Origin of the sequence: Microbacterium sp. JZ31 (genome assembly GCF_016805985.1) — a bacterium.
Classification (GTDB): Bacteria; Actinomycetota; Actinomycetes; order Actinomycetales; family Microbacteriaceae; genus Microbacterium.
This window is the reverse complement of sequence record NZ_CP017661.1, coordinates 2,331,806-2,345,814: the sequence shown is the minus strand read 5'-3', so window position 1 is coordinate 2,345,814 and position 14,009 is coordinate 2,331,806. Positions and strand designations below refer to the sequence as shown.

11 protein-coding genes are annotated in these 14,009 nt (G+C 72.4%); 10 read left to right on the top strand and 1 reads right to left on the bottom strand.

Features of this window, described 5'->3' with window-relative positions:
• The first annotated feature begins 4 nt into the window (after window positions 1-4).
• The 9 genes from BJP60_RS11215 to BJP60_RS11175 all read left to right on the top strand — a co-directional run bounded on the left by BJP60_RS11215 (window position 5) and on the right by BJP60_RS11175 (window position 10,204).
• A complete protein-coding gene (locus tag BJP60_RS11215; RefSeq protein ID WP_238439398.1) occupies window positions 5-1,123 on the top strand; it encodes a DegT/DnrJ/EryC1/StrS family aminotransferase in 1,119 nt (372 codons plus the stop codon).
• Window positions 1,120-2,367: a glycosyltransferase family 4 protein gene (locus BJP60_RS11210; RefSeq protein WP_203135835.1), complete on the top strand. Its 1,248-nt coding sequence runs from the start codon at window positions 1,120-1,122 to the stop codon at window positions 2,365-2,367. Before BJP60_RS11215 ends, BJP60_RS11210 begins: the two co-directional genes overlap by 4 nt.
• Window positions 2,364-3,830, top strand: a complete 1,467-nt coding sequence (locus tag BJP60_RS11205; protein WP_203135834.1) for an oligosaccharide flippase family protein — start codon at window positions 2,364-2,366, stop codon at window positions 3,828-3,830. Before BJP60_RS11210 ends, BJP60_RS11205 begins: the two co-directional genes overlap by 4 nt.
• Before the next feature lie 82 nt (window positions 3,831-3,912).
• The gene (locus BJP60_RS11200) at window positions 3,913-5,103 is read left to right on the top strand and encodes a glycosyltransferase family 2 protein (RefSeq protein ID WP_203135833.1); all 1,191 of its coding nucleotides are present in this window, start codon (window positions 3,913-3,915) and stop codon (window positions 5,101-5,103) included.
• Complete coding sequence (locus BJP60_RS11195; RefSeq protein ID WP_203135832.1) at window positions 5,100-6,335, top strand: glycosyltransferase family 1 protein; 1,236 nt, start codon at window positions 5,100-5,102, stop codon at window positions 6,333-6,335. The genes BJP60_RS11200 and BJP60_RS11195 overlap by 4 nt, the downstream gene beginning before the upstream one ends.
• Window positions 6,332-7,012 carry a hypothetical protein gene (locus BJP60_RS11190; RefSeq protein WP_203135831.1) on the top strand — a complete coding sequence of 227 codons (681 nt, stop codon included), beginning with the start codon at window positions 6,332-6,334 and terminating at the stop codon, window positions 7,010-7,012. The genes BJP60_RS11195 and BJP60_RS11190 overlap by 4 nt, the downstream gene beginning before the upstream one ends.
• Window positions 7,009-7,968: a hypothetical protein gene (locus BJP60_RS11185; protein WP_203135830.1), complete on the top strand. Its 960-nt coding sequence runs from the start codon at window positions 7,009-7,011 to the stop codon at window positions 7,966-7,968. Before BJP60_RS11190 ends, BJP60_RS11185 begins: the two co-directional genes overlap by 4 nt.
• The gene (locus tag BJP60_RS11180) at window positions 7,965-9,326 is read left to right on the top strand and encodes an O-antigen ligase family protein (RefSeq protein ID WP_203135829.1); all 1,362 of its coding nucleotides are present in this window, start codon (window positions 7,965-7,967) and stop codon (window positions 9,324-9,326) included. Before BJP60_RS11185 ends, BJP60_RS11180 begins: the two co-directional genes overlap by 4 nt.
• Window positions 9,323-10,204, top strand: coding sequence for a DUF6492 family protein (locus tag BJP60_RS11175; protein WP_203135828.1), 882 nt, complete (start codon window positions 9,323-9,325; stop codon window positions 10,202-10,204). The genes BJP60_RS11180 and BJP60_RS11175 overlap by 4 nt, the downstream gene beginning before the upstream one ends.
• An 18-nt stretch (window positions 10,205-10,222) precedes the next feature.
• Here the strand turns inward: BJP60_RS11175 and BJP60_RS11170 are convergent, their stop codons facing one another.
• Window positions 10,223-12,388 (bottom strand): hypothetical protein, encoded by a 2,166-nt coding sequence (locus BJP60_RS11170; RefSeq protein WP_203135827.1) that lies wholly within the window; start codon window positions 12,386-12,388, stop codon window positions 10,223-10,225.
• A gap of 302 nt (window positions 12,389-12,690) precedes the next feature.
• On the opposite strand from BJP60_RS11170, the gene BJP60_RS11165 reads away from it, so the two are divergent.
• Complete coding sequence (locus tag BJP60_RS11165; protein WP_203135826.1) at window positions 12,691-13,845, top strand: acyltransferase family protein; 1,155 nt, start codon at window positions 12,691-12,693, stop codon at window positions 13,843-13,845.
• Window positions 13,846-14,009: the final 164 nt, after the last annotated feature.

The following is a 14,009-nucleotide window of genomic DNA, read 5'->3' as shown; positions in this document are numbered from 1 at the left end:
CCGAATGAGCGTTCCCTTTCTCGACCTGAAGGCCCAGGCGGCCGAGATCGCCGACGAGGTGCTGCCCGTGTGGCGCCGGCTCTTCGCGGACGCCGAGTACATCGGCGGTGCGCAGGTCGCCGGCTTCGAGCAGGAGTTCGCCGCCTACAGCGGCGTCCGTCATGTGATCGGCGTCGGCAACGGCACGGATGCGCTCGAGCTCGCGTACCGGGCCGTGGGCGTGGGCGCCGGCGACGAGGTGATCGTGCCCGTCAACACGTTCATCGCCACGGCCGAGGCGGTCTCGCGCACCGGCGCCGTTCCCGTCTTCGTCGACGTCGATGAGCATCTGCTGATCGATCCGCAGGCCGTGGAGGCGGCGATCACGCCGCGCACCCGGGCCATCGCGCCCGTGCACCTCTACGGGCAGACGGCCGATCTCGCAGCGCTGTCCGCCATCGCCGCTAAGCACGATCTCGTGATCGTGGAGGACGGCGCGCAGTCGCAGGGGGCGACCTCGCCTGCCGGGCGTGCGGGCGCGATCGGACGGGTCTCCGCCACCAGCTTCTACCCGGGGAAGAACCTGGGCGCGAGCGGGGATGCGGGTGCCGTGCTGACGGACGACGACCGGATCGCCGAGTACGTCCGCTCGGTCGCCGCGCACGGCAGCACCGTGAAGTACGTGCACGACCACGTCGGCGTGAACTCCCGCCTCGACGCCGTCCACGCCGTCACGCTGCGCGCCAAGCTGCGGCGGCTCGACGCGTGGAACGCGGCACGCCGGGCGGCGGCCGACAGGTACGCGGAGCTGCTGCGCGACCTTCCGGGGGTCGCGACGCCGGTCACGCGGCCGGGCAACGTCGACGTCTGGCACCTGTATGTCGTGCAGGTCGACGACCGCGAGCGCGTCATGGCCGCACTCGCGGAAGCCGGCGTGGGCGCGGCGATCCACTATCCGCACCCGCTGCACCTGACGGACGCCTACGCGGACCTCGGCTACTCCCGCGGACAGTTCCCCGTGGCCGAGGCGGCGAGCGACCGGATCCTGTCGCTGCCGATGTTCCCGCACCTCACGGCCGGTCAGCAGGAGCAGGTCGCCGAGGCGCTCGTGAACGCGGTGTCCCTGGCGGGAGTGCGCGGATGAGGGTCCTCGTCACGCCCCACCACTTCGAGATCGGCGGAAGCCAGATCAACGCGCTGGAGTACGCCGAGGCGGTGGCGAACATGCCGGGATTCGATGTCGCGGTGTACGCGCCGGACGGCGTGCTCGTCGACGACGCGCGCGCACGGGGCCTGGATCTCCACCTCACGAAGCTGAACCTGGGCGCGCCCTCGCCGCGTCGCATCCGCGAGATGACGTCGCTCGTGCGCACGCTCGACATCGACCTCGTCCACTCGTACGAGTGGCCGACCACGATGGACGCCATGCTGGGCCCGAACGCCCTGCTCGGCACGCCCATGCTCGCCTCCGAGAACGACGTCCAGGTCACCTACTTCCTGCCGAAGTCCCTGCCGATGACCGTGTGCATGAACTCGATCTACGAGGAGGAACGGGCCCAGCGTCCCGACCTGCACCTGCTCGAGGTGCCGGTCGACACGACCGCGTTCTCTCCGGAGAGCGTGTCGGACGAACGGGCCGCGGCCGCGCGGCGCGAGTGCGGGGTGGGCGAGGACGAATTGCTCGTGGTCGTGGTGAGCAGGATCTCCGCGCACCTGAAGATCGAGGGCCTGCACGCGCTCGCCGCGGCCGCGGGGCGTCTCGGACGCGATCACCGGTTCAAGGTCGCCGTCGTCGGCGACGGGCCCCTTCGTCCCGAGCTCGAGCGGACGGTCGCGGCCGCCAATGCGCAGGCGGGGCGGGACGTCGTCGTGCTCCTCGGCGAGCGCTCGGACCCGCGCCCCTACTACCGCGCGGCGGACATCGCCGTGGGGATGGGCGGGTCGGCGTTGCGCGCCATGGCGTTCGGCAAGCCGCTGCTCGTGCAGGGTCAGCAGGCCTTCTGGTCGCTGCTCGACGAGACCACGCAGCACACGTTCTTCGCGCAGGGCTGGTACGGGCTTGCCGACGGCGAGGACGGCGTCAGCCGGTGCGCGCAGCTGCTGGCGCGCCTGCTGAGGATGTCGCCGGATGAGCGCGCCCGTCTGGGGGCGCTCGGCCGGCGGATCGTGCGGGAGCGCTACAGCCTGCAGGCCCGGGCACGACAGCTCGCAGATCTGTACACCGAGGTGCACGCGCGCGGCGGCCGGCGCACGGCCGCGGCCGTCCGAGCGCTGGGTACGACCGCGCGGCTGCCGAAGTTCTATGTGGCGCGCACCGTGTACGGCTGGCGGACGCGGCACGCCCGGAGCGCGGCGGGACCGCAGCCGGCGAGCGTGGCGGCGACATGATGACCGCGCGTCGCAGCGTCGCCGCCGCGGCGGGCTGGAGCGGGATGAGCAACATCGTCCTGCGTCTCGGCGGTGTCGTCGTCGGCGTCATCCTGGCGCGCATCCTCACCCCCGAGGAATTCGGCATCTACGCCGTGGCCCTCGCGGCGCAGGCGGTGCTGCTCACGCTCGTGGACCTGGGCCTGTCCGCCGAGATCGTGCGCAGCGAGGACCCCGAGCCCAAGATCCCCACGATCGCGACGCTGGGCCTGGTGCTGGGAGCCGCGATCACGACGTGCGCGATCGTCTGGGCGACCCAGATCGCCGAGCTGCTCGGCAGCGCGGACGCCGCGCCCGCGATCGCCGTGCTCGCCGTGACGGTCGTGCTCGGCGGCGCCGGCGTCGTGCCCTACGCGCTGCTGATGCGGCGCTTCCAGCAGCGCGAGCTGTTCGTGATCTCCGCCGTGGACTTCGTCGTGTCGACCGCCGTGACCCTCGTTCTCATCGGCCTGGGGTGGGGAGTCGTCAGCCTCGCGGTGGGCCGCGTGAGCGCGCAGGCTGTGAGTCTCGTGCTGCAGTTCGTCGCGGCGAAGGTGCGTCCGCGGTTCGGGCTCGACCTCACGCTGCTGCGGCCGATCGTCGCCTTCGGCGTGCCGGTCGCCCTTGCGAACCTGGTCGCCTGGCTGCTCCTCGGCGCCGACAAGGTCGTGCTGAGCACGGTGGTCGGCGTCACGGCGCTGGGCTTCTACACGCTCGCCTTCAACGTGTCGAACTGGCCCATGAGCGCGCTGTCGCAGATGGTGCGATCCATCTCGCTCCCGCTGTTCTCGGGCGCGAGCAAGGAGCACGCAGACGACATGCTGGCCCGTGTGACGGGCATCGCCTGGGCCGGCGCCTTCCCCGCGGGCGTCGTGCTGGCCGTTCTGAGCGAACAGGTGATCGGCGTCGTGTACGGCGAGAAGTGGCTCCCGGCGGCACCCGCGCTCGCGGCCCTCGGCGCGTTCGGGGCGATCCGCGTGCTGTTCGACGTCGCGACGGGCTTCCTCTACTCCCGCGGCCGGTCCGGCCTGGTGTTCTGGATCCAGTGCGCGTGGGCGATCGCGCTGATCTCCGCGCTCATCCCGGCGACGCACTTCTTCGGCATCGTCGGCGCGGGACTGTCCCAGATCGGGGTCGCGGTGCTCGTCGTGCTGCCCGCTTTCGCGGTGGTGCTGCGGATGGCGAGGGTGCGCGTGGGTGCGGTGCTGCGGGAGATGGCGTGGCCGACGGCGGCCGCGCTCGCGACGGGCGGCGTCGCCGCGGGCGTCGGCCTCCTCGTCGACGGCCCGCTCATCGAGCTTCTGTCGGCCGGCGCGAGTGCGGTGCTCGTCTATCTCGCGCTGATGTGGCGATGGGGCAAGAGGCGGCTGCGCGGACTGCGCACGTCGCAGACGCAGCCGGCGTCCGAGCGCGACGCGGTCCCGGAGCTCGGCCGCGTCGGCTGAGCTCCGTCGCTGCGTGGGCACTTCACGGATCGCGTATCAGCCCGGTCCGCTTCCGCTCTTGCTCAAGGACGGAGGGGGACACATGTCACGCAGGATCCACGACGCGCACGCGGCGATGCTCGAGGCGACGCGCCTGGCGCCGAAGCCGCCTCTCCGGCAGGCGACGGTCACGGTGGTGATCCCCTGCTTCAACTACGCCCGCTACGTCGAGCAGGCGGTGCACAGCGCCCTGAATCAGGGCGGTGTCACCGTCGAGGTCATCGTGGTGGACGACGCCTCGACCGATGACAGCCTCGCGGTGCTCCGCCGGCTCGCGGAGGAGGACCCGCGGGTCCATGTGCTCGCGAACGAGACCAATCGCGGCCCGGTCGCGACGTTCAACCGCGGGCTCGCCGCCGCGACGGGGGAGTACCTCGTCCGGTTGGACGCCGACGATCTGCTCACGCCCGGAGCGCTGCTGCGTGCGGCCGCCGTCCTGCAGCATCTGCCGGAGGTCGGTCTGGTCTATGGACATCCCCTCCACTTCCTCCACGGTCGCGGCCCCGCCCGGACGAAGGCGACCGGGTGGACGGTCTGGCAGGGACGCGCGTGGCTCGCGACGCGCTGCGCCTCGGGCGACAACGTGATCACGTCCCCCGAGGTCGTCATGCGGCGCAGCGTCCTCGACGAGATCGGCGGCCAGCGCGACCTCGCCCACACCCACGACATGGAGCACTGGCTGCGCATCGCGGCGCATGCCGACGTCGCCTACCTCGAGGGCTGCGACCAGGCCTGGCACCGCGAGCACGAGGGCAGCCTGTCGACGCGCGCCGACGAGCCGATCGTCTTCCTGCGGGAGGCGAACGCGGCGTTCGAGACGCTGTGCGACCAGCTCTCCGGCGCGGAGGACCTGCGCCTCGCGGCCCGCCGCGGCGTCGCGCTCGCGGCCCTGCGCTACGCACGCCGCGATGTCGACCGCGGCCGGATCAGCGAGGTGGCCGAGCTGCTGCGCGACCTCGCGCTCGAGCTCGACGCCGGCGTCCTCGCCACCCGTGAGGGAGGCGCATTCGCGTCCGCGTGGCGGCGTGCGTCGACGTGGCCGCACGCCGCCGCGAGGATCTCGGGGCTCGTCCCGCTCGTGCGGCGCCGGCGCTGGTCGGACGCGCGCTGGCGCCGCTGGCGGCGGACGGGCGTCTACGAGCCGCTGCGCATCGTGTCGGCAGCGCCCCCGCAGGGCGCTCCGGCCCCTGCCCTTCCGGCCGCCGCGCCGGTCTCCGCCTGGGGTGCGGCGTGAGCGGCCTCGGCACCGGCATCCGCGTGCTGGCGCGTTACGGGGCGCGGGAGTTCTCGCGACGCGCCGTGCGGCGGCTGTCCGATCGGATCGGCGCCGCGGCTCCCGAGATCGCCCTTCATGACGCCGACATCGCCGACTCCGGTCAGCTCGACCTCCGCGTGCCGTCGACGCGACCGCGGCAGGGAAGTCCTCTCACGATCGGATGGGTGCTCACTCCTCCCGGACCCGGGTCCGGAGGCCACACGACCCTGTTCCGCATGGTCGCGGCCGCCGAAGCGGCGGGGCACCGCTGCATCCTGTTCCTCACCGACTACTACGGCGGCGACAGGACACGGCACGAGCGCGTCATCCGGCAGTGGTGGCCGCAGCTGCGCGCCGAGGTGCGCTCGGCCGACGACGGCATCGTCGGCCTCGACGCGGCCGTCGCGTCCTCCTGGGAGACCGCGCATGTGCTGGCCACGCGCGGGACCGGGCCGATGCGGCGGCTGTACTTCATCCAGGATTACGAGCCGTGGTTCCACCCCCGCGGTGCCGCCTCGGCCCTGGCGGAGGACAGTTACCGCTTCGGCTTCCGCTGCATCGCGCTCGGAGAGACCGTCGCACGCGCGCTGCGCGAGGAGGTCGGCGTTGCCTCCGAGGTCGTGACGTTCGGATGCGACACATCCGTCTACCGCCTGACCCCGGGCGCCACGCGCGAGGGCGTCGTGGCGTTCGCCCGGCCGGGAGTCGCCCGCCGCGGCTGGGAGCTCACCCGCCTCGCGCTGGCGCGCTTCCACGCGATGCGGCCGGAGGTGACGATCCACACGTACGGTGACCGCCTGCCGGATCTGCCCTTCGCCGCGACCCAGCACGGCAGGCTGACTCCCGCCGAGCTGAACGACCTCTACGCGCGGTGCGTCGCCGGGGTCGCGATGTCGTTCACCAACATCACGCTCGTCGCCGACGAGATGCTCGCCGCGGGCGTCGTGCCCGTGATCGGCGACAACGAGTACGCGCGCGCGGGTCTCGCGGGCGCGGCGGTCGCGTGGGCGCGGCCGACGCCGGGCGGCATCGCGCAGGAGCTCGCGGCGGTGCTGGACCGACCGGATCGCGAGGCGCAGGCGCGTCACGCGTCGACCACGGCACGGCCGGACGGCTGGGCGCGCGCGCAGGCCGAGGTCCTCCGGATCATCGAGGACGAGGTGCACGGCGACGTGCTCGACGTCGTGCCTGCGGAGGCGGTGGCCCCGTGACGCTGCGGGGTCTGCTCGGCGCGATGCGCCGGCGCTGGTACGCCGTGGCCGTGGTCCTCCTCGCGACGGCCGGCCTCACGGCGCTCTTCGCGGCCTCCGCCGACGGCGTCTACACCACGCGCACGGCGGTGTCGTTCACCTACGGCTACGAGACGCCCCTCACGCCGTCCAACTCGCTCGTCGACGAGGACGTCATCGCGTTCGCCGGCGCGGTCGCCGCCGACGTCGGCGGCGTGCGCGAGGTCGTGCGCTACTCCGCGGCGGACGCGCCGTACTACGGGGCCGGGCTCCGGGAGGGCATGTTCGTGGGGCTGCTCGACCACGGCAGTCAATGGGGGCCGAGCTACGGGGTGGCGGTGATCGTGGTGCAGCTGGTGGGACCGACGAAGGAGTGGGTCCAGACCCGTCAGCAGGACGCGCTCGCGCGGATCGCCGGGAGCGTCGCGGCGCATCAGCCGCAGGGCCCGGAGGTAGACATCGCGACGCACATCGACCCGCTCAGCATGCGGATCGAGCGGATCGCACCCAACCGGCTCAGTCAGATCGCGGCCTTCGCCGCGCTGGCGGCCGCGGGGGTGCTCGCCGCAGCCGCGGCCGCGGTCGGCACCGACCGCGTCCTCGCGCGCGGCCAAGAGACGAGGGCCGCAGGGGGCGGCTCGAGGGAGGAAGACAGATGAACATCGCTGAGACGCTGCGCGGACTGCGCCGCCGCTGGTACATCGTGCTGCCGGGCATCATCGTCGCCGCAGGCCTCGCCAGCTGGATGTGGGTCTCGACCCCGCCGATGTACGAGCGCACCGCCACGCAGCTGCTGCTTCCGGGGGCCGCGACCCTGCCGGAATCCACGGAGGGTGCGCCCAACCCGTTCCTGTACCTCGGCGGTCTGACCACCGCGGCCGACGTCACCGTCGGCGCGCTCAACGCACCCCAGATCGTGCGTGAGGCCACCGAGGCGCATGCCGGTTCCGAGGTGAGCGTGACGCGCGACCCCAGCACCTCCGGCCCCGTCGTGCTCATCACGGCGACCGCGCCGAGTGACGAGGCGGCCGCCGACATCATCGACACGATGCTCCAGCAGACGGTCGACGTGCTCGATGCCCTGCAGAGCGAGCAGGAGGTGACCGAGGACGCGAAGGTCACGGTGTCCACGCTCGCCGTGGCCGACGAGAGCGAGCTGAACTACCGCGACCGCGCGCTGTACTCGGTGGGAGCCGGAGCCGGCGCCGTGCTGCTGGCGCTCCTGCTGGCCGCGGCGGTCGACGGCCTGGTGCGGCAGCGCGGGCGCCGGCGGGTGCGCGCCGCGCGCAAGGAGCGCCGCGCAGGCGGGGCGGCGAAGCGCCGCGACACCGCGACCGCGCTCGCCGGCGCCGACGAGGTCGACGATCCGATCGAGGACGTCGACAAGCCCCGCACCGAGACGGTCGATGCGCCCCGGACCGAGAAGGCGGGTGTCGGGCCGGATCCCGTCGCGTCGCCGTCCGCGGAGAAGAGCGCGCCGAAGCGGAGCACGACGCCCGGGAATCGGGCCGCGGTCGCCGACCTGGAGGTGCTGGCGGAGGTCGATGTCGCGCTCGACCGGCTGCTGCTCGCCGAGCGCGCGCCGATCGGAGCGCGGAGGCAGGGCAACCCGTGAGCGCGGTCGTCGCCCTGCCGCCGCCCCTGCGGGCGGATCGCGCGGTCACGGGACGCACGCGCACCGGGACGGCCCTGACCATGCTGACGGTGTACGTCGTGCTGCTGTGCGGCGTGCCCTCGAACGTCACGATCTCGCCCCTGGGCGGGCTGGGGCGACCGGCACTGATCTGGGGCTTGCTGCTGCTGCTGTGGTGGGTGATCGCGCGGCTGCAGGCGCGATCGGTCGACGTGTCGCGCGCGACGCAGCCGGCCCGGTGGGCCTACCTCGCGCTGCTGGTGATGGTGCTGGTGAGCTTCGCGGCCGCCATGCTGCGGGGCCAGCCGGACGACCAGGTGACCGTGGCGATCGCCGCCGTGATCCGACTGCTCTCCTGGGGCGGTGTCGCGCTCGTGCTGATGGACGGCATCCGCACGCTGTGCGACGCCGATCGGCTGCTCGCCTGGATCGTCTGGATCGGGGCGGGGCTGGCGGTCCTCGGCATCGCGCAGTTCGCGACCGGGCAGTCGCTCCTCGAGTGGCTGACGCAGGTGCCGGGCATCTCGGTCGAGGCGAGCGGCGCCGGTGCACGCGGAGCGTTCTTGCGGCCGTCGGGGACGGCGACGCATGCGCTCGAGTACGCCGCGGTGATCTGCTCCATCCTGCCGCTCGCCATCACGCTCGGCGTGACGCGGGCGCATGCCGGTCGCGGCCGCCTGCCGTGGACCTGGATCCCCGCCGCGCTCATCGCGATCGCGGCGCTCATCTCCGTGTCGCGCTCGGCGATCATCGGGGTCGTCGTCGCCGTCGCGGCGTCGCTTCCTGCGCTGCCGGTCGCGTATCGCTGGCTGGTCGCGGCGGGCGGCGTGATCGCGGCCATCGGCATCGTCGCCGTGGTGCCGGGGATGTTCGGCACGGTCGTGGATCTGTTCGCCGGATCCGACAAGGACCCCTCCACGCTGTCGCGCACCAACGCGCTCGCCCAGGTGCCCGAGTTCCTGGCCGCGAGTCCCGTGATCGGGCTGGGCTTCGGCACCTTCCTGCCGCGGTACTACATCTTCGACAACCAGTGGGTGCTGATCCTGCTCGAGCTGGGCCTGCTCGGCCTGCTCGCGTTCGTGGTGTTCGCCTTCACGGCGATGTGGAGCGCGGTGTCGACGATCCGCCGCTCGCCGTACTCCGACGTCGCATCGCTCGGACGGGGCATCGTCGCCGCGCTGCTGACCTCGCTGGTCCTGTTCGCCTTCTTCGACGGGCTGAGCTTCCCGATGTCGGCGGGCATGTTCTTCGTGCTGATCGGCCTCGCCGGGGCGATCCGGACGATCGGCGCGGCGGACGCGAACATCCGCCCGCCCCAGCGTGAGGAGCAGGACGCATGACCGCTCGCACGCTCGAGCTGATCACGCCGAGCTACGCACCGGACTTCGAGCTGTGCCGCGACCTCGTCGCGTCCGCGCGGCGCTTCGCACCGCCCGGCACCCGCCATCGGCTGCTCGTGCCGCGCCGGGACCTCGCGATGTTCGCCGCACTGCGGGGCGAGGGTGTCGAGGTTCAGGACGTCGCCGACGTGCTGCCGCGCACGCTGCGACGGGTGCCGGGGTGGAACGGCTGGATCGACCTCCGCGCGCCGTGGCCGCCCGTCCGCGGCTGGGTCGCGCAGCAGCTCGTCAAGCTCGCCGCCACGGCGTCGAGCACGGCGGACGAGGTGCTCGTGGTCGACTCGGATGTCGTGTTCGTCCGCCCGTTCGAGGCGCTCTCGCCGGACGACGGCGAGCTGCTCTACCGCCTCCCCGACGTCGTCGACTCGCGGCTTCCCCGGCACGTCGTCTGGGACGACGTCGCCCGCCGGCTGCTCGGACTGCCGGCCACGGACGCGCCCACCCGGCACGACTACATCTGCTGGCCGTGCCCCTGGAGCCCGCGGGTCGTGCGGATGATGCTCGAACGGATCTCGGCGGTGGCGGGCGGCGCGCCGTGGGCGCGGGTCATCGGGCGGGAGCTGCACGTGTCCGAGATGGTGCTCTACGGCGTGTTCGTGGACGAGGTGCTCGCCGCCCGGACGCGCGTGGTGCACACGGACGACACGCGCTGCCTGACGCAGCCGGACGAGATCCCGTTCGACCGCGCGCAGATGCGCGCGTTCCTCGACGGTCTGCGCCCCACGGACACGGCCGTCATGGTGTCGGCGAAATCCGGGACCGGCCTCGAGCTGCGCCGCGCGGAGATCACCCGGATCACGGAGTCGATCGCCCGCTGAAGCCGGCCCCGACCCGGGTCACCCGAGCGGGATCCGGTACACGTGGTGCGAGGACTCGTCGGCGAAGGAATCGCTGAAGGCGCCGTCGACGACGGGGAGCGTGCGGTCCTCGCCCACCACCTCGACGGAGTCGCCCGTCGTGCCCGGCGGCAGCGTGAAGGTGCGCCGGCCGGCCTGCCCGTCGGTCATCGCGAGCACGTACGCATCGCCGTCGTACACCTTCAGTGCGGTGTCCAGGCGCGGACCGAAGTCCCACTCATAGGTCGGGGTGTTGATGACCGGCGCGAGCGAGGCGACCTCGGCGTTGATCGCCGCGACACCGTCCCTGAGCTCCTGCGAGCACTCCACGAGGGAGTAGTTGCCGCAGCCGTCGTTGTTGTGCTGGAAGTACGCGATCCCGGAGGCGCCGTGGATGATGGCGTTCCACACCGCGCCGCCGATCTGATCCCGCCTGATGGTGCTCGCGCCCAGTTCGGTGAGATACGGCTTCGCGGTCTCGACGAAGACCCAGTTCGGCTTGGCGGCGCCCGGCGTGAAGGTCTCCATGCGGTCCTGCTGCCAGCCGTACGCCGCCGCGGACGAGGGGTTCTTCGTGAGCGGCCAGAACGGGGAGGCGCGGAAGAGCGCCTGCACGTGCGGGCTGGTGTAGGCGTACTTGTCCACGCTCGACACGTCGACGAGATCGAGGTGGTCGGGCATCGTGTCGGGGGACCACCAGGTCCCGAGCACGCCGTTGCCGAAGTTCGCCTGCAGGAACCGGCCGTCGTCCTTGGCGGCGTATTGCGCGGCGAGCTCGCGATGGATGGCGAGGCGGCCGTACTGGTCGTCCGCACGCGAGCAGACGCCGTAGCCCATCTCGCACTCGTCCGAGAGATGCCAGCCGACGACGCGGCGGTTGCCCGCCACCTCCTCGTCCGTCCACTCGCCCTGCGCGAGCACCGAGATCCCCGCGTTCGTGACGTCGCTGATCGGCGATCCGTCGTACTCGGCGCCCATGTAGGTGTTGATGCCGAGCGCTGCGAGGCGGGGTGCGTGCTCGGGCTTGCCGTAGAACACCGCGATCGGGAAGAACGTCTCCTCGTCCCAGCCGGCGGCATCGGCATTCGGGAACTGCGCGTAGTAGGACGGTCCGCCGTACCAGGGCTCGGTGGGGAGGTCGAGCGAGCCGCCCGGGTCCGGGGTCGGCGTGGGCTCCGGCGTCGGAGTGGGCTCCGGGGTGGGAGTGGGCTCCGGCGTCGGCGTGGGCTCCGGCGTCGGGGTGGGGGTGGGCTCCGCGGTCGGCGTCGGCTCCGGGGTAGGAGTGGGCTCCGGGGTGGGCGTGGGCTCCGGCGTCGGCTCAGGGGTAGGCGTCGGGTCCGGGGTCGCCGTGGTGTCGGGGGTCGGTGTCGCGGTCGGTGTCGGCTCCGGCGTCGTGTCCGGTGCGGTGACGAGGATGTCGCGCACCGTCGCGGATGGGTTGCCGCCGCGCGTCTCGTCGGCGCCCACGATGACCCCGACGCGCGGGGCGGAGACGTCCTTCTCGGTGGTCCCCGCGTCGGTCCAGGTCCTGCCGCCGTCGGTCGAGAAGGATCCGGAGATGAGGGTGCCCGAGCGCTCCAGCCGAAGCGTCACGAAGGCCGCCGTGGCCGGCGCATCGGTCTGAGCGGGCTCGCCATCCGCTTCGTCGATGAACGAGACGGTCTGCCCTCCGACACCGCTGTGATGATTGCGCGCAAGGAGCACGTAGTTGTCGTCATCGCCGTACAGGGCGATGCCCGCCTGGTGGTAGTTGGCACGAGGAGCGAAGATCAGGTTCGCATCGATGCGCGTCCAATCCCGCGGCAGGTCGCGGAACAGGCTGTTGCGCGTGTTGTTCAGGCCCTGCCAGAGATCGCCGGGGCCGGCGGTGATCTGCAGGCCCCATGAGGAGGGGGTGATCCCGACCGGCTGCTCGGTGTCCCGGGACTCGCCGGACGCGGTGCGCGCCGTGAAGTCCCAGCCGGACGCGAGCAGATCCGCTCGCGACTGCCCGCCGAAGAGGAAGGTCTCCGTCGCGAGCTCGGACGATTCGGCGACCGCTTCCGTCCGCGCGGCCGCGACGGCGATCGACGAGGGAACCAGGAGAGCCACGACGCCGAGCGTCGCGATCGCGAGGCGCGCGTGCCATCGGGCGGCACCTGACGGTGCTGCGTGCGCGGGAGCCATGCTCGATCCTCCAGACGACGGGCGAGCGGACGGGTACCGCTCGTCGGATTGTTCGCTGGGGAGCATTGCCATGCTAAGCGCTGAGCGAGCACCCTCCAAGGTGCAGAGTGGGCAGTTATGCCCACCAGGGCCGCCCGGATCCGCCCTCCTGCCGTCCGTGCCCGCTGACCGGGACCTGCCCGGGCATCCGGGATGTATCGCCGCGGCCGCCGAGAACTCCCTGTGAAGACGGAGAGGGGAGTGTCCGGCGCACGCCGGCACCCGTGAGCGGTTCCGCGGTGCGGGACGGACAAGGACGGACGATGACCGAGGTCAGGATCGACGGCGAGACGCGGCGGGATCACCGGACCCGGGTGGCCGCGGAGCGAAGGCCCCGGGACCTGACCGCCGGCGCCCCGGCGATGAGCGGCTCCCACCTCCCCTCGCTCGCGGGCGTGCGCTTCGCGGGCGGCGCGGTCGTCTTCGCGTGCCATGCGATCGTGCTGCTGCCGGATGCCGAGCCCGGGCTGCTCGGTGCCGGCATGTCGATGGTGTCGATGTTCTTCGTGCTCAGCGGCTTCATCATGGCCTGGGCGCACCGTCCCGGCGACACGGCGCGCGCCTTCTACCGGCGCCGCTTCGCCCGCATCTACCCGGCCTACTTCGTGGCGGTGACGGCCGCGATCGTCGTGTCGCTCGTGTACGCCGGCTTCTCGCCGCTCAATCTCCTGCCGTACACGCTGATCCAGGCGTGGTTCCCCGACCCGATGGCGCACTTCGCGGCCAACGCGGTGTTCTGGAGCCTCTCCTGCGAGGCCTTCATGTACGCGATCTTCCCGTTCGTCGCGATCCTGCTGCATCGCGCCTCCGCCCGCCTCCTGTGGGGCCTCGCCGCCACATGCACCGCGCTCGCCGTGGTCATCGGCGTCGTCGCCACTTTCCTGTGGGGCGACCCGGTGGTCCAGTGGTTCGTCTACGTCTTCCCGCCGATGCGCGTGCCCGAGTTCCTGCTGGGCGTCGCCCTGGGCTTCCTCGCGCGCAAGGGACTGCGGGTGCGCATGCCGGTGTGGCTGGCGACCGTGTTCGCCGTGCTGGCCGTGATGGGCGCCTCGTTCGCGCCCCCGGGACTGCAGATCATCGCGGTGACGATCGTGCCGCTGACGCTCATGATCCTGGCGCTCGCGACGTCCGACATCGAGGAGCGGCGCTCGTTCTTCTCGCACCCCGTCTCCGTGATGCTCGGCAGCTGGTCGTTCTCGTTCTACCTGCTGCACGGCATGATCCTCGCCTGGATGATCCTGCTCGCGGACGTGCTCGAGCTGCCGCTCGTGCTGGGCGCCGTGCTCGCCTTCCCTGCGTCGCTCGTGGCGTCGTGGCTGATGTACGAGTTCGTCGAGCGCCGCTTCGCGCGCCTGCTCCGGCCGCGCGTGCGGGCGCCGCGCCTGCCCGCGACCCTGGCGGTGTCGTCCGCGACGTGAGGATGCCCGCACTGCGGGCCGCGAAGGACCGCGCCACCGGTGCGACGCCCCGGTGACGCGGTTCTTCTCTCGCGTCCGACGCGCCTCACCGGAACGGTCGACGGCGGTATCGCGTCGGGCGGTCCACACCGCGGTGGGCAGCCGGTAAGAGATCGCCGGCGCGA

What these genes read in the sequence shown, in the direction of transcription:
- BJP60_RS11215 (WP_238439398.1), top strand. Translation starts at nt 5, where the DNA reads ATGAGCGTTCCCTTTCTCGACCTGAAGGCCCAGGCGGCCGAGATCGCC.
- BJP60_RS11210 (WP_203135835.1), top strand. Translation starts at nt 1,120, where the DNA reads ATGAGGGTCCTCGTCACGCCCCACCACTTCGAGATCGGCGGAAGCCAG.
- BJP60_RS11205 (WP_203135834.1), top strand. Translation starts at nt 2,364, where the DNA reads ATGATGACCGCGCGTCGCAGCGTCGCCGCCGCGGCGGGCTGGAGCGGG.
- BJP60_RS11200 (WP_203135833.1), top strand. Translation starts at nt 3,913, where the DNA reads ATGTCACGCAGGATCCACGACGCGCACGCGGCGATGCTCGAGGCGACG.
- BJP60_RS11185 (WP_203135830.1), top strand. Translation starts at nt 7,009, where the DNA reads ATGAACATCGCTGAGACGCTGCGCGGACTGCGCCGCCGCTGGTACATC.
- BJP60_RS11175 (WP_203135828.1), top strand. Translation starts at nt 9,323, where the DNA reads ATGACCGCTCGCACGCTCGAGCTGATCACGCCGAGCTACGCACCGGAC.
- BJP60_RS11170 (WP_203135827.1), bottom strand. Translation starts at nt 12,388, where the DNA reads ATGGCTCCCGCGCACGCAGCACCGTCAGGTGCCGCCCGATGGCACGCG.
- BJP60_RS11165 (WP_203135826.1), top strand. Translation starts at nt 12,691, where the DNA reads ATGACCGAGGTCAGGATCGACGGCGAGACGCGGCGGGATCACCGGACC.